This is a genomic window from Streptomyces sp. NPDC059852 (assembly GCF_042731455.1).
Lineage (GTDB): Bacteria > Actinomycetota > Actinomycetes > Streptomycetales > Streptomycetaceae > Streptomyces.
Map to the genome: position 1 here is coordinate 17059 of NZ_JBHWJK010000015.1, position 21022 is coordinate 38080.

The 21022-nt window shown below is 68.3% G+C and carries 18 protein-coding genes; 9 read left to right on the forward strand and 9 right to left on the reverse strand.

All coding sequences use genetic code 11. The annotated features are described in order from the left end of the window. Nucleotides 1–133: 133 nt before the first annotated feature. Both trxB and trxA read left to right on the forward strand, forming a co-directional pair. The gene (trxB, locus tag ACFV46_RS20035; RefSeq protein WP_361929525.1) at nucleotides 134–1102 is read left to right on the forward strand and encodes a thioredoxin-disulfide reductase; all 969 of its coding nucleotides are present in this window, start codon (nucleotides 134–136) and stop codon (nucleotides 1100–1102) included. 39 nt (nucleotides 1103–1141) lie between these two features. Further along, nucleotides 1142–1474 (forward strand): thioredoxin, encoded by a 333-nt coding sequence (gene trxA, locus ACFV46_RS20040; RefSeq protein ID WP_062665925.1) that lies wholly within the window; start codon nucleotides 1142–1144, stop codon nucleotides 1472–1474. A 93-nt stretch (nucleotides 1475–1567) separates the two neighbouring features. On the opposite strand, the gene ACFV46_RS20045 is transcribed toward trxA, so the two are convergent. The 9 genes from ACFV46_RS20045 to rpmH form a co-directional block, all read right to left on the reverse strand. Next, complete coding sequence (locus tag ACFV46_RS20045; protein WP_361929522.1) at nucleotides 1568–2185, reverse strand: GNAT family N-acetyltransferase; 618 nt, start codon at nucleotides 2183–2185, stop codon at nucleotides 1568–1570. Between the two features lie 355 nt (nucleotides 2186–2540). Then, the gene (locus ACFV46_RS20050; protein WP_361929519.1) at nucleotides 2541–3638 is read right to left on the reverse strand and encodes a ParB/RepB/Spo0J family partition protein; all 1098 of its coding nucleotides are present in this window, start codon (nucleotides 3636–3638) and stop codon (nucleotides 2541–2543) included. Next, entirely contained in the window at nucleotides 3635–4708 is a 1074-nt protein-coding gene (locus ACFV46_RS20055) for a ParA family protein (protein ID WP_361929586.1), read from the reverse strand. The genes ACFV46_RS20050 and ACFV46_RS20055 overlap by 4 nt, the downstream gene beginning before the upstream one ends. Nucleotides 4709–5006: 298 nt before the next feature. Further along, nucleotides 5007–5723, reverse strand: a complete 717-nt coding sequence (gene rsmG / locus ACFV46_RS20060; protein WP_055621056.1) for a 16S rRNA (guanine(527)-N(7))-methyltransferase RsmG — start codon at nucleotides 5721–5723, stop codon at nucleotides 5007–5009. Nucleotides 5724–5844: 121 nt separating this feature from the next. Further along, nucleotides 5845–6357: a R3H domain-containing nucleic acid-binding protein gene (locus ACFV46_RS20065; RefSeq protein WP_283287794.1), complete on the reverse strand. Its 513-nt coding sequence runs from the start codon at nucleotides 6355–6357 to the stop codon at nucleotides 5845–5847. Nucleotides 6358–6372: 15 nt separating this feature from the next. Continuing rightward, a complete protein-coding gene (gene yidC / locus ACFV46_RS20070; RefSeq protein WP_361929515.1) occupies nucleotides 6373–7638 on the reverse strand; it encodes a membrane protein insertase YidC in 1266 nt (421 codons plus the stop codon). Between the two features lie 3 nt (nucleotides 7639–7641). Further along, entirely contained in the window at nucleotides 7642–7995 is a 354-nt protein-coding gene (gene yidD, locus ACFV46_RS20075) for a membrane protein insertion efficiency factor YidD (protein ID WP_055621059.1), read from the reverse strand. After that, nucleotides 7992–8363, reverse strand: a complete 372-nt coding sequence (gene rnpA, locus ACFV46_RS20080) for a ribonuclease P protein component (protein ID WP_079033564.1) — start codon at nucleotides 8361–8363, stop codon at nucleotides 7992–7994. The genes yidD and rnpA overlap by 4 nt, the downstream gene beginning before the upstream one ends. A 21-nt stretch (nucleotides 8364–8384) precedes the next feature. After that, nucleotides 8385–8522, reverse strand: a complete 138-nt coding sequence (gene rpmH, locus ACFV46_RS20085) for a 50S ribosomal protein L34 (protein ID WP_003956500.1) — start codon at nucleotides 8520–8522, stop codon at nucleotides 8385–8387. A gap of 383 nt (nucleotides 8523–8905) precedes the next feature. Here rpmH and dnaA point away from each other — a divergent pair, with 383 nt between their 5' ends. From dnaA to gyrA, 7 genes are all read left to right on the forward strand, one after another. Continuing rightward, complete coding sequence (gene dnaA / locus ACFV46_RS20090) at nucleotides 8906–10831, forward strand: chromosomal replication initiator protein DnaA (RefSeq protein WP_385499044.1); 1926 nt, start codon at nucleotides 8906–8908, stop codon at nucleotides 10829–10831. A gap of 947 nt (nucleotides 10832–11778) precedes the next feature. After that, nucleotides 11779–12909, forward strand: coding sequence for a DNA polymerase III subunit beta (gene dnaN, locus ACFV46_RS20095; protein ID WP_062665940.1), 1131 nt, complete (start codon nucleotides 11779–11781; stop codon nucleotides 12907–12909). A 187-nt stretch (nucleotides 12910–13096) separates the two neighbouring features. Beyond that, on the forward strand, nucleotides 13097–13972 hold the full coding sequence (gnd, locus tag ACFV46_RS20100; RefSeq protein WP_376727563.1) for a phosphogluconate dehydrogenase (NAD(+)-dependent, decarboxylating): 876 nt from the start codon (nucleotides 13097–13099) through the stop codon (nucleotides 13970–13972). 132 nt (nucleotides 13973–14104) lie between these two features. Further along, nucleotides 14105–15226 (forward strand): DNA replication/repair protein RecF, encoded by a 1122-nt coding sequence (gene recF, locus ACFV46_RS20105; RefSeq protein ID WP_385499046.1) that lies wholly within the window; start codon nucleotides 14105–14107, stop codon nucleotides 15224–15226. Further along, nucleotides 15223–15786 carry a DUF721 domain-containing protein gene (locus ACFV46_RS20110; RefSeq protein WP_376727565.1) on the forward strand — a complete coding sequence of 188 codons (564 nt, stop codon included), beginning with the start codon at nucleotides 15223–15225 and terminating at the stop codon, nucleotides 15784–15786. The genes recF and ACFV46_RS20110 overlap by 4 nt, the downstream gene beginning before the upstream one ends. A 520-nt stretch (nucleotides 15787–16306) precedes the next feature. After that, a complete protein-coding gene (gene gyrB / locus ACFV46_RS20115) occupies nucleotides 16307–18367 on the forward strand; it encodes a DNA topoisomerase (ATP-hydrolyzing) subunit B (RefSeq protein ID WP_361929499.1) in 2061 nt (686 codons plus the stop codon). A gap of 42 nt (nucleotides 18368–18409) precedes the next feature. Beyond that, nucleotides 18410–21004 (forward strand): DNA gyrase subunit A, encoded by a 2595-nt coding sequence (gene gyrA, locus ACFV46_RS20120; RefSeq protein WP_361929496.1) that lies wholly within the window; start codon nucleotides 18410–18412, stop codon nucleotides 21002–21004. The last annotated feature ends 18 nt before the right edge of the window (nucleotides 21005–21022 follow it).

A 21022-nucleotide genomic window follows, 5' to 3' on the forward strand; every position in this document is an offset into this window, starting at 1 on the left:
GTAGAGGGGGCATCACCGTGTGCCCTGACACAGCGGGAATGCGCGCCCCTTAGGATCCGTTGGGTGGGGTGAGAGCTCGGAAAGAGAGCTCCCACCGGTCCGACGACGTATTCCAGAGACGAGGAATCAAGCCGTGAGCGACGTCCGAAACGTGATCATCATCGGCTCCGGGCCCGCCGGCTACACGGCGGCGCTCTACACCGCGCGCGCGTCGCTGAAGCCGCTGGTGTTCGAGGGCGCCGTCACTGCCGGTGGTGCGCTCATGAACACCACCGAGGTGGAGAACTTCCCCGGCTTCCAGGACGGCATCATGGGCCCCGAGCTCATGGACAACATGCGCGCCCAGGCCGAGCGCTTCGGTGCCGAGCTGGTCCCGGACGACATCGTCAACGTCGATCTGACCGGTGAGATCAAGACCGTCACGGACACCGCCGGCACTGTGCACCGCGCGAAGGCCGTCATCGTCACCACCGGCTCGCAGCACCGCAAGCTCGGTCTGCCGAACGAGGACGCCCTGTCGGGCCGCGGCGTCTCCTGGTGTGCCACCTGTGACGGCTTCTTCTTCAAGGACCAGGATATCGCCGTCATCGGTGGTGGCGACACGGCCATGGAGGAGGCGACCTTCCTCTCGCGCTTCGCCAAGTCCGTGACGATCGTGCACCGCCGTGACACGCTGCGCGCCTCCAAGGCCATGCAGGACCGCGCCTTCGCCGACCCGAAGATCAAGTTCGTCTGGGACAGCGAAGTGGCCGAGGTCCAGGGTGAGCAGAAGCTCGCCGGCCTCAAGCTGCGCAACGTCAAGACCGGCGAACTCTCCGACCTGGCGGTCACCGGCCTGTTCATCGCGATCGGCCACGACCCGCGCACGGAGCTGTTCAAGGGTCAGCTGGAGCTCGACGAGGAGGGCTACCTCAAGGTCGACGCCCCCTCGACGCGTACCAACGTGACCGGCGTCTTCGCCGCCGGTGACGTGGTGGACCACACCTACCGCCAGGCCATCACCGCCGCCGGTACCGGTTGTTCCGCCGCTCTGGACGCCGAGCGCTTCCTCGCCGCCCTGGCGGACGAGGAGAACGCCGAGCCCGAGAAGACCGCAGTCTGAACCCCACCGCCCCCGCACCACTTAGTTAAGGAGCCCGCAGTGGCCGGCACCCTGAAGAACGTGACCGACGAGACCTTCGAGCAGGACGTCCTGAAGAGCGACAAGCCCGTCCTGGTGGACTTCTGGGCCGCCTGGTGCGGTCCGTGCCGCCAGATCGCTCCGTCCCTCGAGGCCATCGCCGCCGAGCACGGCGACAAGATCGAGATCGTCAAGCTGAACATCGACGAGAACCCGGGTACGGCCGCCAAGTACGGCGTCATGTCGATCCCGACGCTGAACGTCTACCACAACGGCGAGGTCGCCAAGACCATCGTCGGCGCGAAGCCGAAGGCCGCGATCGTCCGCGACCTCGAGGACTTCATCGCTGAGTGATGTTTCACGTGAAACACGAATGGGCCAGCCCTCTTGGGCTGGCCCATTTTCGTGTCGCGTAGTTCGACAGCATCCAGCAGAGCCAGACACGTCCTAGAGAGGCCTCAGCGCCGGTTCCTTCTGTACTGCTCCCAGAAGCCGGTCGAGCGCCATCTCGACGTCTTCCTTCCAGGACAGAGTCGTCCTCAGCTCCAGCCGCAGACGGGGCGTCGTGGGATGCGGGCGGACCGTCTTGAAACCCACGGCCAGGAGATGATCCGCGGGCAGCACACAGGCGGGCTCTTTCCACCGCGCATCCCCGAACGCCTCGATCGCCTTGAAGCCCCGCCGCAGCAGATCCTTCGCGACCGTCTGGACCATGACCCGGCCCAGCCCCTGTCCCTGGTAACCGGGCAGGATGAACGCGGTGATCAGCTGCACCGCATCCGGGGACACCGGGCTCGTGGGGAACGCGGTCGAGCGGGGGACATACGCTGGCGGCGCGTACAGCACGTACCCCACCGGTACCTCGTCGACGTAGACGACGCGGCCGCAGGATCCCCAGTCCAGGAGGACGGCGGAGATCCAAGCCTCCTTTTCCAGTGCGGCGGTGCCCTCCCTTACCGCTGCTTCACCGCTGACCGGGTCGAGCTCCCAGAAGACGCACGACCGGCAGCGCTTGGGAAGGTCCGGGAGGTTGTCCAGCGTGAGCGGTACGAGCCGACGCCCCATGAAGCCTGTTCCTCGCTTCCTTCGCCCGCGGCATCGCGAGCGGCTGTCAAGGCGCTCCGCTCCTTGAGCAGGCTGCCGACGAACCCGCCGACCGCCCCCAGGCCCAGGGCCGCGCTCACCAATCCGGTGCGGCTCACCGTTCGCATGGACCCCGCCTCCCCTTAGAGGTCTTGCCCAGTGGATGCGCCATACCCGACGGCATCGTATCCACGATGCGATTCCATCGATACCGCATAAAAGCAAAGTGCGGGTCGTGTTCCGGTACACACCGGACACGACCCGCACTCACAACCGGAGAACGCGATCAAACACCGATCAGCCACCGATCAGAAGCCTGATCAGAGCCGCCCTGCTCTCAGCTCTCGGCGTCCTCGGCGTCGTCGCCGAGCAGACTCTTCTGGAGCGCGAGCTTCTCCCCCGGAGCCAGCGTGCTGAGGATCCGCTCCAGGTCCTCGGGCGAGGCGAACTCGACGGTGATCTTGCCCTTCTTCTGCCCCAGCTCGACCTTCACCCGCGTCTCGAAACGATCCGAGAGCCGAGTGGCGAGGTCGGACAGCGCCGGCGAGGGCACCGATCCGGCACGCGGCCCCTTGGACCGCGGTGCCTTCTGCGGGCGCGAGCCCATCAGCGTCACGATCTCCTCGACGGACCGGACGGAAAGCCCCTCGGCCACCACACGGTACGCGAGGCGCTCCTGCTCCTCCGGGTCGTCCACCGAGAGCAGCGCCCGAGCGTGCCCGGCGGAGAGGACGCCGGCCGCGACCCGATTCTGGACCTTGGGGGACAGCTTGAGCAGACGCAAGGTGTTGGAGACCTGAGGGCGGGACCGGCCGATGCGGTCCGCCAGCTGGTCGTGCGTGCAGTTGAAGTCCTTCAGCAGCTGGTCGTAGGCCGCTGCCTCTTCGATCGGGTTCAGCTGGGCGCGGTGCAGGTTCTCCAGGAGGGCGTCCAGGAGAAGCTTCTCGTCGTCGGTGGCCCGCACGATCGCCGGGATCGCTTCGAGTCCGGCCTCACGGCAGGCCCGCCAACGCCGCTCGCCCATGATGAGCTCGTAGCGGGACGGCGCGAGCTGACGTACGACGATCGGCTGGAGGAGGCCGACCTCCTGGATGGAGGTGACGAGCTCCTGCAGAGCGTCCTCGTCGAAGATCTCACGCGGCTGGCGCGGGTTCGGCGTGATCTCGTCGAGGGGGATCTCCGCAAAGTGGGCGCCCATGGGAGCCGCGGGAACCTCGGCGGCGTTGTTCGCCGACGGCTCCTCTGTTTCACGTGAAACAGGCGGCAGTGTCGCCACCTTGGCCGCGGCCACTCCGCGGTCACTCAACGCCGGAGCAGTCGCCGTAGACGTACCGGCAGTACCGCCCAGTGCCGGCGGGGGCACGGTCCTCTCCGTCGGTGCAGCAGGGATCAGTGCGCCGAGACCACGGCCCAACCCCCTCCGTCGCTCGCTCACTGGATCCCCTCCACCATGTTCGGGTTGCTCTGGGCTCCGATATGGGCCTGCGTCGGGTCGTAGTTCACACCGACGCCCCTCAGAGCGATTTCTCGTGCCGCCTCAAGATAAGACAGGGCACCACTCGATCCTGGATCGTAGGTCAGGACCGTCTGCCCATAGCTCGGCGCCTCGGAGATACGGACCGAGCGGGGAATGCTCGTCCGCAGCACCTCGTCGCCGAAGTGGCTGCGCACCTCGTCCGCCACCTGCGAGGCCAGCCGGGTGCGGCCGTCGTACATGGTGAGCAGGATCGTGGAGACATGCAGGGCGGGGTTGAGGTGTCCCCGCACCAGGTCGACGTTGCGCAGGAGCTGTCCCAGGCCCTCCAGCGCGTAGTACTCGCACTGGATCGGGATGAGGACTTCCTGTCCCGCCACCAGGGCGTTGACCGTCAGCAGGCCGAGCGAGGGCGGGCAGTCGATGAGGATGTAGTCCAGCGGCTGCTCGTACGCCTGGATGGCCCGCTCCAGTCGGCTCTCCCGCGCGACCAGCGAGACCAGCTCGATCTCGGCACCGGCGAGATCGATCGTGGCCGGGGCGCAGAAGAGTCCCTCGACATCGGGGACCGGCTGGACGACCTCGGCCAGCGGCTTGCTCTCCACCAGAACGTCGTAGATCGAGGGAACCTCGGCGTGATGGTCGATCCCCAGAGCCGTGGAGGCGTTGCCCTGCGGGTCGAGGTCGATGACCAGCACACGGCCACCATGCAGAGCCAGGGACGCGGCAAGGTTGACCGTGGTGGTCGTCTTGCCTACGCCGCCCTTCTGGTTGGCGACAACCATGACACGGGTCTGCTCGGGCCGTGGCAGGCCCTCGCCGGCGCGGCCCAGAGCTTCCACCGCCAATTGGGCAGCACGACCGATGGGAGTGTCGTCCATCGGGGGCGGTGTTTCACGTGAAACATCCTCCCCCATCGACTCGGTACGGGGACCGGGGACCGGATCGGTCATCGGTCCCGCGATGTTGGCGTCGGACCGCAAGGATTCACTCTCCTCGACTTCAGGCTCGCAATGAACAGAGCCTCCCATGTCTTCGGGGTCGTGAACCAGTGAGGCCTGGTGTTCTGTGGAGAAATCCACCTCTGTGGACAACTCCGTGCCCCTCGCGGGGGACGGAGTCCTGTCAGGAACACCCTCTCCGAGAGAACCGAGAGGCTTCCGATCTCGAGGTTCGGCAGCAGCGCGGCCGCGGCTGATGATGCCGTGCAACAGTGAGCGACGTTTCACGTGAAACACGATGCACAGCAGCCGAGGCCGAACTGTCGCGACACTCCGACATGGGTAGGTTTGCCAGCTTGTGTGGAGTACGTCTGGCCGTCAGGGCGGATCAGCGGCGCCGGCGCGTGCGCCCCGTCCTGGCCGCCTTGGCGCGCTTGGCCGCGAAACGCACGCCGCCCGGGCTCTCCCCGACCTCGACCCGTACGACCGTGGACAGCGGATCCACAACGCCCTCACCCACATGGAGGATGGACGTCCCCACGGCACCGAGCTTGCTCAACGCGGTGGCCGCGCTCTTGAGCTCCTCCTCGGCGGTGTCTCCCTTGAGGGCCAGCATCTCGCCGTAGGGCCTCAGCAGAGGGATGCCCCAGGTCGCCAGCCGGTCCAGCGGGGCGACGGCCCGCGCGGTGACGACATGGACCGGCTGCAGCTTCCCCATGACCTCTTCGGCGCGACCGCGCACCACCGTCACATGGTCCAGCCCCAGCAGCTCCACGACCTCCGTCAGAAAGGTCGTGCGCCGCAGTAGTGGCTCCAGCAGGGTGATCTTCAGGTCCTCCCGGACCAGGGCCAGGGGGATACCGGGAAGACCGGCGCCCGAGCCCACATCGCACACCGTCACGTTCTCGGGTACGACCTCGGAGAGCACCGCGCAGTTCAGGAGATGCCGCTCCCACAGACGAGGCACCTCCCGTGGCCCGATCAGACCACGCTGCACACCCGCCTCGGCGAGCAGTTCGGCGTAGCGGACCGCGTCCGCGAAGCGATCGCCGAACACCTCACGTGCCTGCTCGGGCGCGGGGGGAAGCTCCGCTGCCTCCGTCACGGGGACCGTCCTTCCGTACGGCGCGGCGCACCAGGCGCCGGCACCAGAACCACGAGAACTATCGCTGACAAAGTTCGGCCCCGCCTGCGGGCAGACGGGGCCGGGAGAAACGTAAGGCCGATCAGGCGGGCAGAACGACGACGAAGCGCTGCGGCTCCTCGCCCTCGGACTCGCTGCGCAGCCCCGCCGACTTGACCGCGTCGTGCACGACCTTGCGCTCGAACGGCGTCATCGGCTTCAGCTTGACCGGCTCGCCGGTGTTCTTGACCTCGGCGGCGGCCTTGGCGCCCAGCTCGGAGAGCTCGGCACGCTTCTTGGCGCGGTAGCCCGCGATGTCCAGCATCAGCCGGCTGCGGTCCCCGGTCTCCCGGTGCACGGCGAGACGCGTCAGCTCCTGCAGCGCCTCCAGCACCTCGCCGTCACGCCCGACCAGCTTCTGCAGGTCGCGGCCGCCGGCGTCGCTGATGATCGACACAGCGGCGCGGTCGGCCTCGACGTCCATGTCGATGTCGCCGTCGAGATCGGCGATGTCCAGCAGACCCTCGAGGTAGTCCGCCGCGATCTCGCCCTCCTGTTCCAGGCGGGTCAGGGTGTCTGCACCCTCGGCGGCGGCGGAGGTGGTGCCTTCCGTCACGGGATGGGCTCCTTCTTACTTCTTGGACGGGGACTTGGGGCGCTGCGGACCGCCCTTGCGCTGCCCGGACTGGGCCTTGCTGCGGCCCTGTCCCGCGGACTTCGGCGCGGGCTTCTTGGCCGCCGCGGGCTTGGTGTCCTCGGGCGTCTCGGACTTCTCCAGGGACGTCGGCTCGTCGGCGTGCTTCTGGGTGCCCGACTGCCGCTGCGACTTGCTCTGCCGCTTCGGCTGCTGGCGCCGGGGAGCACCGCCGGCCGGGGTGCCGTCCTCGGTCACGGTGGCGACGGCGCCCTCGCTCTTGATCACGGTGCCGTCGGGCTGCGCCGCGAGGCTCGCCTTGGAGAGACCGTTGATGAACTTGCGCTCGTACTCGTTGCGGTCGCGGCCCTTGGCGACGATCGCCTTGATGATGGCCTTCTCGCCGCGCCCGCGGACCTTGCCGTGCTGCGTGACACGGTTGGTGAGGCGCTCCAGGTAGGCGGCCTGGGCCTTGGAACCCGGGGTCGGGTTGTTGCGGATGACGTACATCTGCTGGCCCATGGTCCACACGTTGGTGGTCAGCCAGTAGACGAGGACACCGACCGGGAAGTTGATGCCGAAGACGGCGAACATGACCGGGAAGATGTACATGAGCATCTTCTGCTGCTGCATGAACGGCGTCTTCACCGAGGTGTCGACGTTCTTCGTCATCAGCTGGCGCTGCGTGTAGAACTGCGACGCCGACATCAGGACGATCATGACCGCGGTGACGACCCGGACGTCCATCAGCGTCGCGCCGAGCTGGGCGACCTTGTCGGCGCTGTCCGTGAACTTGGCGGCGAGCGGGGCACCGAAGATGTGTGCCTTACGGGCGCTCTCGAGCAGCTGATCGTCGATGACGCCGATCGTCTTGCCCGTCGCGATGCCGTTGAGCACGTGGTACAGGGCGAAGAAGAACGGCGACTGCGCCAGGATGGGAAGGCACGAGGAGAGCGGGTTGGTGCCCGTCTCCTTGTACAGCTTCATCATCTCTTCGGACTGACGCTGCTTGTCGTTCTTGTAGCGCTCCTGGATCTTCTTCATCTCGGGCTGGAGCGTCTGCATGGCCCGGGTCGCCTTGATCTGCTTCACGAAGAGCGGGATCAGGCAGATACGGATCAGGATCACCAGGGACACGATGGACAGGCCCCAGGCCCACCCGGTGTCCTCGCCGAAGATGGCGCCGTACACCTTGTGGAACTGGACGATGACCCATGAGACGGGTGTCGTGATGAAGCTGAAGAGGCTGGCAATCGTGTCCACTAATCATGCTCCTTGGGCATGGGGCGAGGTCTCTGCGGCCGGGCTCGAAGGAACATTCTCTTCAATGGCCGTTTCGGCGGCGGAGGGCCCGCCCTTGCGTGCGCGCCATGCGTTGCGCAGCAGCTCGTGCCACCGCGGACGCTTGCGCGGCGGGACATGGTCCACACCGCCCAGTGACCACGGGTTGCATCGCAGGATGCGCCAGGCGGTGAGCGCCGTGCCCTTGATCGCACCGTGCCGGTCGATGGCCGTGTACCCGTAGTGGGAGCACGACGGGTAGTACTTGCACACCGGTCCCAGCAGTGGACTGATCGTCCACTGGTACAGCTTGATCAGAGCCAGCAGTGGGTACTTCATCGCGCGCCCCCTCCCAGGAGCCGCTGCAGAGCGGCGTCCAGGTCTCGGGCCAGCTGTGCATGGTCGGCGTCACCCGAACCGGGTAGCGCTCGTACGACTACCAGGCTACCGGGGGGCAGCTGGTCGACTCGATCGCGCATGAGATGGCGAAGCCTGCGCTTCACCTTGTTCCGCACGACTGCACCACCCACGGCCTTGCTCACGACGAAACCCGCACGCGTCGGGGGAGCGCTCTCCCCAGGCGCATGCGGGTCCGTGGCACCGCTACGAAGATGGACGACGAGGTGCGGGCGTCCTGCCCGGCGCCCTCGTCGTACCGCGGTCGCGAAGTCCTCGCGCCGCCTCAGCCGGTTCTCGGTGGGCAGCACGACGGCATGACCTGACCGGGATCAGGCGGACAGACGGGCGCGACCCTTGCTACGGCGGGACGCGAGGATCGCGCGGCCGGCACGGGTGCGCATACGCAGCCGGAAGCCGTGGGTCTTCGCGCGACGACGGTTGTTCGGCTGGAAGGTGCGCTTGCTCACTCGGGGGCTCCAGTAATAAATCGGTGGTGGCGGGTGCCGTCCTGGCTGTCACCGTGCGCCCACGAGTAGCTCGCAGTTACGCCCGAGTGCACCGCTATCCGATCACCTGACGTGACCTGTGCCCATCGGAGGCAGGCGGCAGCAGCCATCGACAACTCGACCTGGTTACGGTACGCGCGGCTACGCCATCCGGTCAAACCAGCCGCGACTGGGGGACACTATCCACAGGCTGGGGACAACGACTTGAACCGTAGCCGTCGCGCTGACTACCGTGACGGAACTCCGATTCGTTCCCTTGTCCCCCCAGATTCTGACTCCACCCGATTGAATCCCGACCCGTCCCACAATCACACGTTCGTGGGACCTGTGAGAGAGCGTGCCCTGTGGCTGACGTACCTGCCGATCTTGCCGCAGTGTGGCCACGAGTACTCGAGCAGCTCCTCGGTGAGGGCCGCGGGCAGGGTGTGGAGGCGAAGGACGAGCACTGGATCCGGCGCTGCCAGCCCCTCGCGCTGGTCGCCGACACCGCGCTGCTCGCCGTACCGAACGAATTCGCGAAGGGCGTACTGGAGGGCCGGCTGGCCCCGGTCGTCAGCGAGACCCTGACCCGTGAGTGCGGGCGCCCCATCCGTATCGCGATCACCGTCGACGACTCGGCGGGCGAGCCCCCGGCCCCTCCGTCGCCCCAGCACCAGTCCCAGCCCCGCTACGAGGAGCCGGAGCTCCCGTCGTACGAGGGCTACGGCCGGCACCGCGCCGACGACCACATGTCCGACCCGCTGCCGACCGCGCGCCCGGCCTACCCCGGCGAGTACCAGCGCCCGGAGCCCGCGCCGGACAGCTGGCCGCGCCCGTCACAGGACGACTACGGCTGGCAGCAGCAGCGCCTCGGCTTCCCCGAGCGGGACCCGTACGCCTCGCCGCAGGAGTCGTACGGCCAGGACTCCTACGGCTCCCCGGCGCAGGACTACCGCCCGCAGCCGGTCGACCGGTCGTCCTACGACGGGAAGCGCCCCGATCACGACCAGCGCCGCTCCGACTACGAGCAGCAGCGGCCGGACTACGACAAGCCGCGGCCCGAGTACGAGCAGCAGCGCCCCGACTACGACCAGCCGCGCTCGGAGTACGACCGCGGTCCGCGCCGGGAGCTGCCCGATCCGCCGCCCGGCTCCGGTCATGTGCACCGCGGTGGGCCGGTCGGCTCGAGCCTCCCGGCCTCCGGCGCCCCGGGGCCGCTCGCCGCGCAGCCCGCGCCGGCGTCCGGCCCGGGTGAGCCCACCGCGCGGTTGAACCCGAAGTACCTCTTCGACACGTTCGTCATCGGCGCGTCCAACCGCTTCGCGCACGCGGCCGCGGTGGCCGTCGCCGAGGCGCCCGCGAAGGCGTACAACCCCCTGTTCATCTATGGGGAGTCGGGCCTCGGCAAGACGCACCTGCTGCACGCGATCGGGCACTACGCGCGCAGCCTCTACCCGGGCACGCGCGTGCGGTACGTGAGCTCCGAGGAGTTCACCAACGAGTTCATCAACTCGATCCGTGACGGCAAGGGCGACAGCTTCCGCAAGCGCTACCGCGAGATGGACATCCTGCTCGTCGACGACATCCAGTTCCTCGCGGACAAGGAGTCGACGCAGGAGGAGTTCTTCCACACCTTCAACACGCTCCACAACGCGAACAAGCAGATCGTGCTGTCCAGCGACCGGCCGCCCAAGCAGCTGGTCACCCTGGAGGACCGGCTGCGGAACCGTTTCGAGTGGGGTCTGATCACCGACGTGCAGCCGCCCGAACTCGAGACGCGGATCGCGATCCTGCGCAAGAAGGCGGTCCAGGAGCAGCTCAACGCCCCGCCGGAGGTCCTGGAGTTCATCGCCTCCCGTATCTCGCGGAACATCCGTGAGCTGGAGGGCGCGCTGATCCGGGTGACGGCGTTCGCGTCGCTCAACCGGCAGCCGGTCGACCTGGGCCTGACGGAGATCGTCCTGAAGGACCTCATCCCCGGCGGTGAGGACTCGGCCCCGGAGATCACCTCCACGGCGATCATGGGTGCCACCGCCGACTACTTCGGCCTCACGGTCGAGGACCTGTGCGGTACGTCGCGCGGACGGGCGCTCGTCACGGCCCGCCAGATCGCCATGTACCTGTGCCGTGAGCTGACGGACCTGTCGCTGCCGAAGATCGGCGCGCTGTTCGGCGGCCGCGACCACACCACGGTGATGCACGCCGACCGCAAGATCCGCAATCTGATGGCCGAGCGGCGCTCGATCTACAACCAGGTCACCGAGCTCACCAACCGCATCAAGAACGGCTGACGGGCCACCCGCCACCGGCTCGCCGAGGGCCGGCCGCACACCGTCGAGGGCGCCTCCGGAGAGATCCGCAGGCGCCCTCTTCATGTCCGGAGACGGTCCGGACACCGCCTGGAGAGGGTCCGCGGCACGTCCGGCGCCATCTCCCGCCCGGCGCCGCGCGACAGCACCTGTTCGATTACCTGCCGGGTTACGGTCTTCCTCCACAGATTCGGCGACTTTCTCGCGTCCACACCCTGGGGACCGCGAAGTTGTCCAGACTGCGTCCACAGGCCGGTCTGTTGAAGGACCATCAGACCAGGTCAACCGGTTGTGGATTCGTGGACGAACGATCTCCACAGACTGTGGACGACGCGGAGATCCACAGCCTGTGCACGGAGTTGTCCACGGGCAACCCACAGGCTGGAGCCGGTTGTCCCCAGTGATCCCCAGCTTCTCCACACCGCTGTCCACTGTTCGGCAACCCGACGCGGCTCCTCACCGGGGCGAGTGAAAGGCGTCACACGAAGGTGCCGGGTTGCCCTGTGGGAAAGGCGGGTAAAGCTGGGGACGGCGCTGGGGAGAAGTCGCCCTGTCCTGTGCACGGGGTGTGCAGAACTTTCCGTTCTCCACAGAAGCGGCCGGTTGTCCACGGCCTCCACCCACAGCCCCGGTGGACAAAATCTCGGCGCTGAGCTGGGCAAACGAGGTTATCCACGGTATCCACAGGCCCTACTACTACTCCCAACTAGAGAGAGCTGGGAATTCGTTTCGAAGAGGGTCCTGTGCACAACTCGCTGTCCGGCTCCCGGCTGCCCCACGTCACGACTTGACCCCGAGAGGCACCTACTGTCAGTGGGGTGCGTCAGACTGTTCCCGGTGTCCTTCCCCTCACTGGGGCCGACGACACCGAGACAGACGACGAAGCCAGGCAGGCCGAGAAGCGCCGGCAACAGCAGGAGGCGGCAACAGTGAAGATCCGGGTGGAACGCGACGTACTCGCGGAGGCCGTGGCCTGGGCGGCGCGCAGCCTCCCGGCCCGTCCGCCGGCGCCTGTCCTCGCCGGCCTCCTCCTGAAGGCCGAGGACGGTCAGCTGAGCCTGTCCAGCTTCGACTACGAGGTCTCCGCCCGGGTGGGTGTGGAGGCCGAGGTCGAGGAGGAGGGCACCGTCCTGGTGTCCGGCCGTCTCCTCGCCGACATCTGCCGCGCCCTCCCCAACCGGCCGGTGGAGATTTCCACAGACGGTGTACGGGCGACCGTGGTCTGCGGCTCCTCGCGCTTCACCCTCCACACCCTGCCGGTGGAGGAGTACCCGGCGCTGCCGCAGATGCCCACGGCCACCGGCACCGTGCCCGGTGAGGTCTTCGCCTCCGCCGCCGCCCAGGTGGCCATCGCGGCCGGCCGCGACGACACGCTGCCCGTCCTCACCGGTGTGCGCATCGAGATCGAGGGCGACACCGTCACGCTGGCCTCCACCGACCGCTACCGCTTCGCGGTCCGCGAGTTCCTGTGGAAGCCGGAGAACCCCGAGGCGTCCGCGGTCGCCCTGGTGCCCGCCAAGACCCTCCTGGACACCGCCAAGGCGCTCACCAGCGGTGACAGCGTCACCCTGGCGCTCTCCGGCTCCGGTGCGGGCGAGGGCCTGATCGGTTTCGAGGGCGCCGGGCGCCGGACGACGACGCGGCTGCTGGAGGGCGACCTCCCGAAGTACCGCACGCTGTTCCCGACGGAGTTCAACTCGGTCGCCGTGATCGAGACGGCGCCCTTCGTCGAGGCCGTCAAGCGTGTGGCCCTGGTCGCCGAGCGGAACACCCCGGTGCGGCTCAGCTTCGAGCAGGGCGTGCTCATCCTGGAGGCCGGCTCCAGCGACGACGCACAGGCTGTGGAAAGGGTCGACGCCCAGCTGGAGGGCGACGACATCTCGATCGCCTTCAACCCGACCTTCCTGCTGGACGGCCTGAGCGCGATCGACTCCCCGGTGGCGCAGCTGTCGTTCACCACGTCCACCAAGCCCGCGCTGCTCAGCGGCAAGCCGGCCCTGGACGCGGAGGCGGACGAGGCCTACAAGTACCTGATCATGCCGGTGCGCCTGAGCGGCTGAGCCGCCGACGGTCACCGCGGGTTGTCCACAGGCCGGGGACGAAAGCCGCCCGGCCTGTGGGGAAACCCCAGGTGAGGGTGTACGTATGAGCGCGTATGCCCACAGCTGTGCGCGGACGTCCGGGTTTAGTCTCGTACGCGGGTACGAAGGTGCCTGACACGCCACAGCAACCGAAGGAACACAACTGATGGAGCTCGGTCTCGTCGGCCTCGGCAAGATGGGCGGCAACATGCGCGAGCGGATCCGCCGCGCGGGCCACACCGTCGTCGGATACGACCGCAACGCTGACCTCGCGGACGTCCACAGCCTGGAAGAGCTTGTGGGCAAGCTCCCCGGCCCGCGCGTCGTCTGGGTGATGGTCCCGGCGGGCGCCCCGACCCAGTCGACCATCGACGAGCTGGCCGAGCTGCTGCAGCCCGGTGACGTCGTGGTGGACGGCGGCAACTCCCGCTGGACGGACGACGAGAAGCACGCCGAGCAGCTGGCGGCCAAGGGCATAGGTTTCGTCGACTGCGGTGTCTCCGGCGGCGTCTGGGGCCTGGAGAACGGCTACGCGCTGATGTACGGCGGCTCCGAGGAGGACGTCGCCAAGGTGCAGCCGATCTTCGACGCCCTGAAGCCGGAGGGCGACTTCGGCTCGGTGCACGCCGGCAAGGTCGGCGCGGGCCACTTCGCGAAGATGGTCCACAACGGCATCGAGTACGCCATGATGCAGGCCTACGCCGAGGGCTGGGAGCTGCTGGAGAAGGTCGACTCCGTGACCGACGTCCGGGAGGTCTTCCGCTCCTGGCAGGAGGGCACGGTCATCCGCTCCTGGCTGCTGGACCTCGCGGTGAACGCCCTCGACGAGGACGAGCACCTGGAGGGCCTGCGGGGTTATGCACAGGACTCCGGCGAGGGACGCTGGACTGTGGAGGCCGCGATCGACCACGCCGTGCCGCTGCCCGCGATCACGGCCTCGCTGTTCGCGCGCTTCGCCTCGCGGCAGGACGACTCGCCGCAGATGAAGATGATCGCGGCCCTGCGGAACCAGTTCGGCGGGCACGCGGTCGAGAAGAAGTAGTCCGCACTCCGGTCGCGGTCGCGGCCGGAGGCGGTCCGCCGTCCGGGGGAGCCGATCTGGCACCCTGGACACCCCGGTTGTCCACAGCTGGGGACGGTTGAACCACACGTTGGGGGAGGTCGGCGAACGACCATGCACGTCACGCATCTTTCGCTGGCCGACTTCCGCTCGTACGCCCGGGTCGAGGTCCCGCTCGACCCGGGCGTCACCGCGTTCGTCGGCCCCAACGGGCAGGGCAAGACGAACCTCGTCGAGGCCGTCGGCTATCTCGCCACCCTCGGCAGCCACCGCGTCGCCTCCGACGCCCCGCTGGTGCGCATGGGCGCCGACCGCGCGATCGTCCGTGCGCAGGTACGGCAGGGCGAGCGCACCCAGCTGGTCGAGCTGGAGCTGAACCCGGGGAAGGCCAACCGCGCCCGCATCAATAGATCGTCGCAGGTCAGACCGCGTGACGTGCTCGGCATCGTACGGACCGTGCTGTTCGCCCCGGAGGACCTGGCGCTGGTCAAGGGCGACCCCGGCGAGCGCCGGCGGTTCCTCGACGAGCTGATCACCGCGCGCTCCCCGCGTATGGCGGGCGTGCGCTCCGACTACGAGCGCGTGCTGAAGCAGCGCAACACCCTGCTGAAGTCCGCCGCGCTGGCCCGCCGGCACGGCGGCCGGTCCATGGACCTGTCCACCCTCGACGTCTGGGACCAGCACCTCGCGCGCGCGGGCGCGGAGCTGCTCGCCCAGCGCCTCGACCTGATCGCCGCGATCCAGCCGCTGGCCGACAAGGCGTACGAGCAGCTGGCTCCCGGCGGCGGCCCCGTCGCCCTGGACTACAAGCCGTCCGCGCCCGGCGAGGCGCACTCCCGTGACGACCTGTTCGAACAGCTGATGGCGGCGCTCGCCGAGGCCCGCAAGCAGGAGATCGAGCGCGGCGTCACCCTCGTCGGCCCGCACCGCGACGATCTGCTGCTCAAGCTGGGCCAGCTACCCGCCAAGGGGTACGCCTCGCACGGCGAGTCCTGGTCGTACGCGCTGGCCCTGCGCCTGGCGTCCTACGACCTGCTGCGCGCCGAGGGCAACGAGCCGGTGCTGGTCCTCGACGACGTCTTCGCCGAGCTGGACAGCCGGCGCCGCGAGCGCCTGGCCGAGCTGGTCGCGCCCGGCGAGCAGGTCCTGGTGACCGCCGCGGTCGACGACGACGTACCGCACGTCCTGGCGGGGGCGCGGTACGCCGTGTCCGAGGGGGCGGTGGAGCGCGTATGAGCGACCAGCCGTCCGAGAACCCTTCCGCCGGTTCCTCCGGGGAGGCCGCCCGGGCCCCCGAGCCCTCCGGGGTCGACCTCGCGCGCGTGGCGCTGCGCGCGGCCAAGGAGCAGGCACGCGCGCGGGGGGACGCGGCACACCAGAAGAAGCAGGCGCGGCGCGGCGGCGGCCTGCGCTCCGGCGCGCGGGCCGACGGACGCGACCCCCTGGCGCTCGGCGCGGCCATCAACCGCCTCATCACCGAACGCGGTTGGGAGACCCCGGCGGCCGTGGGCGGCGTGATGGGCCGCTGGCCGGAGATCGTCGGCGAGGACGTCGCCAAGCACTGTGTACCTGAGCGGTACGACGAGGACGAGCGGGTCCTGGTCGTGCGCTGCGACTCCACGGCCTGGGCCACGAACCTGCGGCTGCTCGCGCCGACGCTGGTCGCCCGGCTCAACGAGGACCTGGGTCACGGGTCCGTCCGGCAGATCAAGGTGCAGGGTCCCGGTGGCCCCGCCCGCCGCTACGGCCCCCTGCGCGCCCCCGGCAGCACGGGCCCGGGCGACACGTACGGCTGAGCGCGTTCGGCGGGAGCGCGTCGGCAGCGGTCCTGGGTGCCGTCTCCACGGCCTCGCTCCGGCCGAAGAAGCGTCCGAAACAGCCGTCACAGGCGTCTCCGAAGCCTCATCAGGCTCAGGTGACAGACATCACATCATTGCCTCTCCGGGGCCTCGAAACGACGTCCGCGAGCCGTTCGTCGTACAACCGCACGCGGTTGCGAATCGGGAGCTGACTCCGAAGTAGCCAAGGGTTGACGGCTCGAAGCGCTGAGTGCCGCTGTGAGCCTCTTGGAGCCCCCTTCCGCATATCGGGAGTCCTCCGAGCCGGGTTCAGGGCGGCACATGCGGACTCAGGTACCGCCAAACCCCCATCACTGTCAGCGCTACCGGTAGACTGGAAGACAATCCCGCCCCAGTCGTGGGGACCGTCCGGGACACGCTGAGCAACGCTGATCAAGGCTTACCAACGCAACATGCCGCAGCCGCTCCGGCAACCCGCCGACGAGCTTGGCTCGTGCTGTGCCAGAAAGGGCGCTTCGTGGCCGATTCCGGCAACCCCAACGAGAACATTCCGTCCACCGACGCCGGCGCCGAGGGCGCGGGCGCTTCGTCGAGCGTCGAGGTCACCTCCTCGTACGACGCCAGCGCCATCACCGTCCTCGAGGGCCTGGACGCGGTTCGCAAGCGACCCGGTATGTACATCGGTTCGACCGGCGAGCGCGGACTGCACCACCTCGTGCAGGAGGTCGTCGACAACTCCGTCGACGAGGCCCTGGCCGGGTACGCGGACACGATCGACGTGACGATCCTCCCCGACGGCGGCGTCCGCGTCGTCGACAACGGCCGTGGCATCCCGGTGGGCATCGTCCCGTCCGAGGGCAAGCCGGCCGTCGAGGTCGTCCTGACGGTGCTGCACGCGGGCGGCAAGTTCGGCGGCGGTGGCTACGCGGTCTCCGGCGGTCTGCACGGCGTCGGCGTGTCCGTCGTGAACGCCCTGTCCACGAAGGTCGCCGTCGAGGTCAAGACGGACGGCCACCGCTGGACGCAGGACTACAAGCTCGGCGTCCCGACCGCCCCGCTCGCCAAGCACGAGGCGACGGAGGAGCACGGCACCTCGGTCACCTTCTGGGCCGACCCGGACATCTTCGAGACCACCGAGTACTCCTTCGAGACGCTGTCGCGGCGCTTCCAGGAGATGGCGTTCCTCAACAAGGGCCTGCGGATCCGGCTCACCGACGAGCGTGAGTCGGCGAAGGCGACCTCCGGCGCGGACGAGGCGGGCGCGGACGAGAAGGCCGAGGTCAAGTCGGTCGACTACCACTACGAGGGCGGCATCGTCGACTTCGTGAAGTACCTCAACTCCCGCAAGGGGGACGTGGTGCACCCCACCGTCATCGACTTGGAGGCCGAGGACAAGGACAAGCTCCTGTCCCTCGAGGTCGCGATGCAGTGGAACAGCAGCTACACCGAGGGCGTCTACTCCTTCGCCAACATCATCCACACGCACGAGGGCGGTACCCACGAAGAGGGCTTCCGCGCCGCGCTGACCTCGCTGATCAACAAGTACGCGCGCGACAAGAAGCTGCTGCGCGACAAGGACGACAACCTCACGGGCGACGACATCCGCGAGGGTCTGACGGCGATCATCTCGGTCAAGCTGAGCGAGCCTCAGTTCGAGGGCCAGACCAAGACGAAGCTGGGCAACACCGAGGTGAAGACCTTCGTCCAGAAGGTCGTCTACGAGCACCTGGCGGACTGGCTGGACCGCAACCCGAACGAGGCCGCGGACATCATCCGCAAGGGTATCCAGGCCGCCACCGCGCGCGTGGCCGCCCGCAAGGCGCGCGACCTGACCCGCCGCAAGGGCCTGCTGGAGACCGCGTCCCTGCCGGGCAAGCTCTCCGACTGCCAGTCGAACGACCCCACCAAGTGCGAGATCTTCATCGTCGAGGGTGACTCCGCCGGCGGCTCGGCCAAGTCCGGCCGCAACCCCGAGTACCAGGCGATCCTCCCGATCCGCGGCAAGATCCTCAACGTCGAGAAGGCGCGGATCGACAAGATCCTGCAGAACCAGGAGATCCAGGCGCTGATCTCGGCCTTCGGCACGGGAGTGCACGAGGACTTCGACATCGAGAAGCTCCGCTATCACAAGATCATCCTGATGGCGGACGCCGACGTCGACGGCCAGCACATCAACACCCTGCTGCTGACGTTCCTGTTCCGCTTCATGCGTCCGCTGGTCGAGGCCGGGCACGTCTTCCTGTCGCGTCCGCCGCTCTACAAGATCAAGTGGGGCCGGGACGAGGTGGAGTACGCCTACTCCGACCGCGAGCGCGACGCGCTGATCGAGATGGGCCGCCAGCGCGGCAAGCGCATCAAGGAGGACTCGATCCAGCGCTTCAAGGGTCTCGGTGAGATGAACGCCGAGGAGCTGCGCGTGACGACGATGGACCAGGAGCACCGCGTCCTCGGCCAGGTCACGCTCGACGACGCCGCCCAGGCCGACGACCTGTTCTCGGTCCTGATGGGCGAGGACGTCGAGGCGCGCCGCCAGTTCATCCAGCGCAACGCCAAGGACGTCCGCTTCCTCGACATCTGAGTCGGTCTCAGCTGACCGCACCAGGAAGGATCTTCACCAGCAATGGCCGACGAGAACACTCCCGTCACTCCTGAAGAGGGCGGCGTCATCGCCCAGCGTGTCGAGCCCGTCGGGCTCGAGACGGAGATGCAGCGCTCGTACCTCGACTACGCGATGTCCGTCATCGTCTCGCGTGCGCTGCCCGACGTCCGGGACGGTCTCAAGCCCGTCCACCGCCGCGTCCTGTACGCCATGTACGACGGCGGCTACCGCCCCGAGCGCGGCTTCTACAAGTGCGCGCGCGTGGTCGGCGACGTCATGGGCAACTACCACCCCCACGGCGACTCCTCGATCTACGACGCCCTGGTGCGCCTCGCCCAGCCCTGGTCGATGCGCATGCCGCTCGTCGACTCCAACGGCAACTTCGGCTCTCCGGGCAACGACCCGGCGGCGGCCATGCGCTACACCGAGTGCAAGATGGCGCCGCTGTCGATGGAGATGGTCCGTGACATCGACGAGGAGACCGTCGACTTCACGGACAACTACGACGGCCGTTCCCAGGAGCCGACGGTCCTGCCGTCCCGCTTCCCGAACCTGCTGATCAACGGCTCGGCCGGTATCGCGGTCGGCATGGCGACCAACATCCCGCCGCACAACCTGCGCGAGGTCGCCGCCGGCGCCCAGTGGTACCTGGAGAACCCCGAGGCCTCGCACGAGGAGCTGCTGGACGCGCTGATCGAGCGCATCAAGGGCCCCGACTTCCCGACCGGCGCGCTCGTCGTCGGCCGCAAGGGCATCGAGGAGGCGTACCGCACGGGCCGCGGCTCCATCACGATGCGCGCGGTCGTCGCGGTCGAGGAGATCCAGAACCGCCAGTGCCTGGTGGTCACGGAGCTGCCCTACCAGGTCAACCCGGACAACCTCGCGCAGAAGATCGCCGACCTGGTGAAGGACGGCAAGATCGGCGGCATCGCGGACGTCCGCGACGAGACGTCGTCCCGTACGGGCCAGCGCCTGGTGATCGTCCTCAAGCGCGACGCGGTCGCCAAGGTCGTCCTGAACAACCTGTACAAGCACACGGACCTGCAGACGAACTTCGGCGCCAACATGCTGGCGCTCGTCGACGGCGTCCCGCGCACGCTCTCCCTGGACGCGTTCATCCGCCACTGGGTGACGCACCAGATCGAGGTCATCGTCCGCCGTACGCGCTTCCGGCTGCGCAAGGCCGAGGAGCGGGCGCACATCCTGCGCGGCCTGCTGAAGGCCCTGGACGCCATCGACGAGGTCATCGCGCTGATCCGGCGCAGCGACACCGTCGAGATCGCGCGCGGCGGCCTGATGGAGCTCCTGGAGATCGACGAGATCCAGGCCAACGCCATCCTCGAGATGCAGCTGCGCCGGCTGGCCGCCCTGGAGCGCCAGAAGATCGTCCAGGAGCACGACGAGCTCCAGGCGAAGATCACCGAGTACAACGAGATCCTGTCCTCCCCGGTCCGCCAGCGCGGCATCGTGAGCGAGGAGCTCGCCGCGATCGTCGAGAAGTACGGCGACGACCGCAAGACCATGCTGGTGCCCTACGACGGCGACATGTCCATCGAGGACCTCATCGCCGAAGAGGACATCGTGGTCACCGTCAGCCGGGGCGGCTACGTCAAGCGCACCAAGACGGACGACTACCGGGCGCAGAAGCGCGGCGGCAAGGGCGTGCGCGGCACGAAGCTGAAGGAAGACGACATCGTCGACCACTTCTTCGTCTCGACCACGCACCACTGGCTGCTGTTCTTCACCAACAAGGGCCGTGTCTACCGCGCCAAGGCGTACGAGCTCCCGGACGCCGGCCGGGACGCGCGCGGGCAGCACGTGGCGAACCTGCTGGCCTTCCAGCCGGACGAGGCGATCGCCGAGATCCTCGCGATCCGGGACTACGAGGCGGCGCCGTACCTCGTGCTCGCCACCAAGGCGGGCCTGGTCAAGAAGACGCCTCTGAAGGATTACGATTCGCCGCGCTCCGGCGGTGTCATCGCGATCAACCTTCGCGAGACGGCGGACGGATCCGACGACGAACTGATCGGTGCCGAACTGGTCTCCGCGGACGATGATCTGCTTCTGATCAGCAAGAAGGCCCAGTCGATCAGGTTCACCGCCACGGACGAGTCGCTGCGGCCCATGGGCCGTGCCACCTCGGGTGTCAAGGGCATGAGCTTCCGCGAAGGGGACGAGCTCCTCTCGATGAATGTTGTTCGACCCGGTACGTTCGTGTTCACTGCCACCGACGGCGGGTACGCGAAGCGCACCGCGGTCGACGAGTACCGCGTCCAGGGTCGCGGCGGCCTGGGCATCAAGGCCGCCAAGATCGTCGAGGACCGCGGTTCGCTCGTCGGCGCGCTGGTGGTCGAGGAGACCGACGAGATCCTCGCCATCACGCTCGGCGGCGGTGTGATTCGTACGCGAGTCAACGAGGTCAGGGAGACGGGCCGTGACACCATGGGCGTCCAACTGATCAACCTGGGCAAGCGCGATGCCGTCGTAGGTATCGCACGCAACGCCGAGGCGGGACGCGAGGCGGAGGAGGTCGACGGCGACGTGGCCGTCGACGAGACCGCCGAGGGGGACGCGACCACCGGCACGGACGAGGGTGACGCGCCCTCTGCCGAGTAGCACGAGGAGTGAGTCATC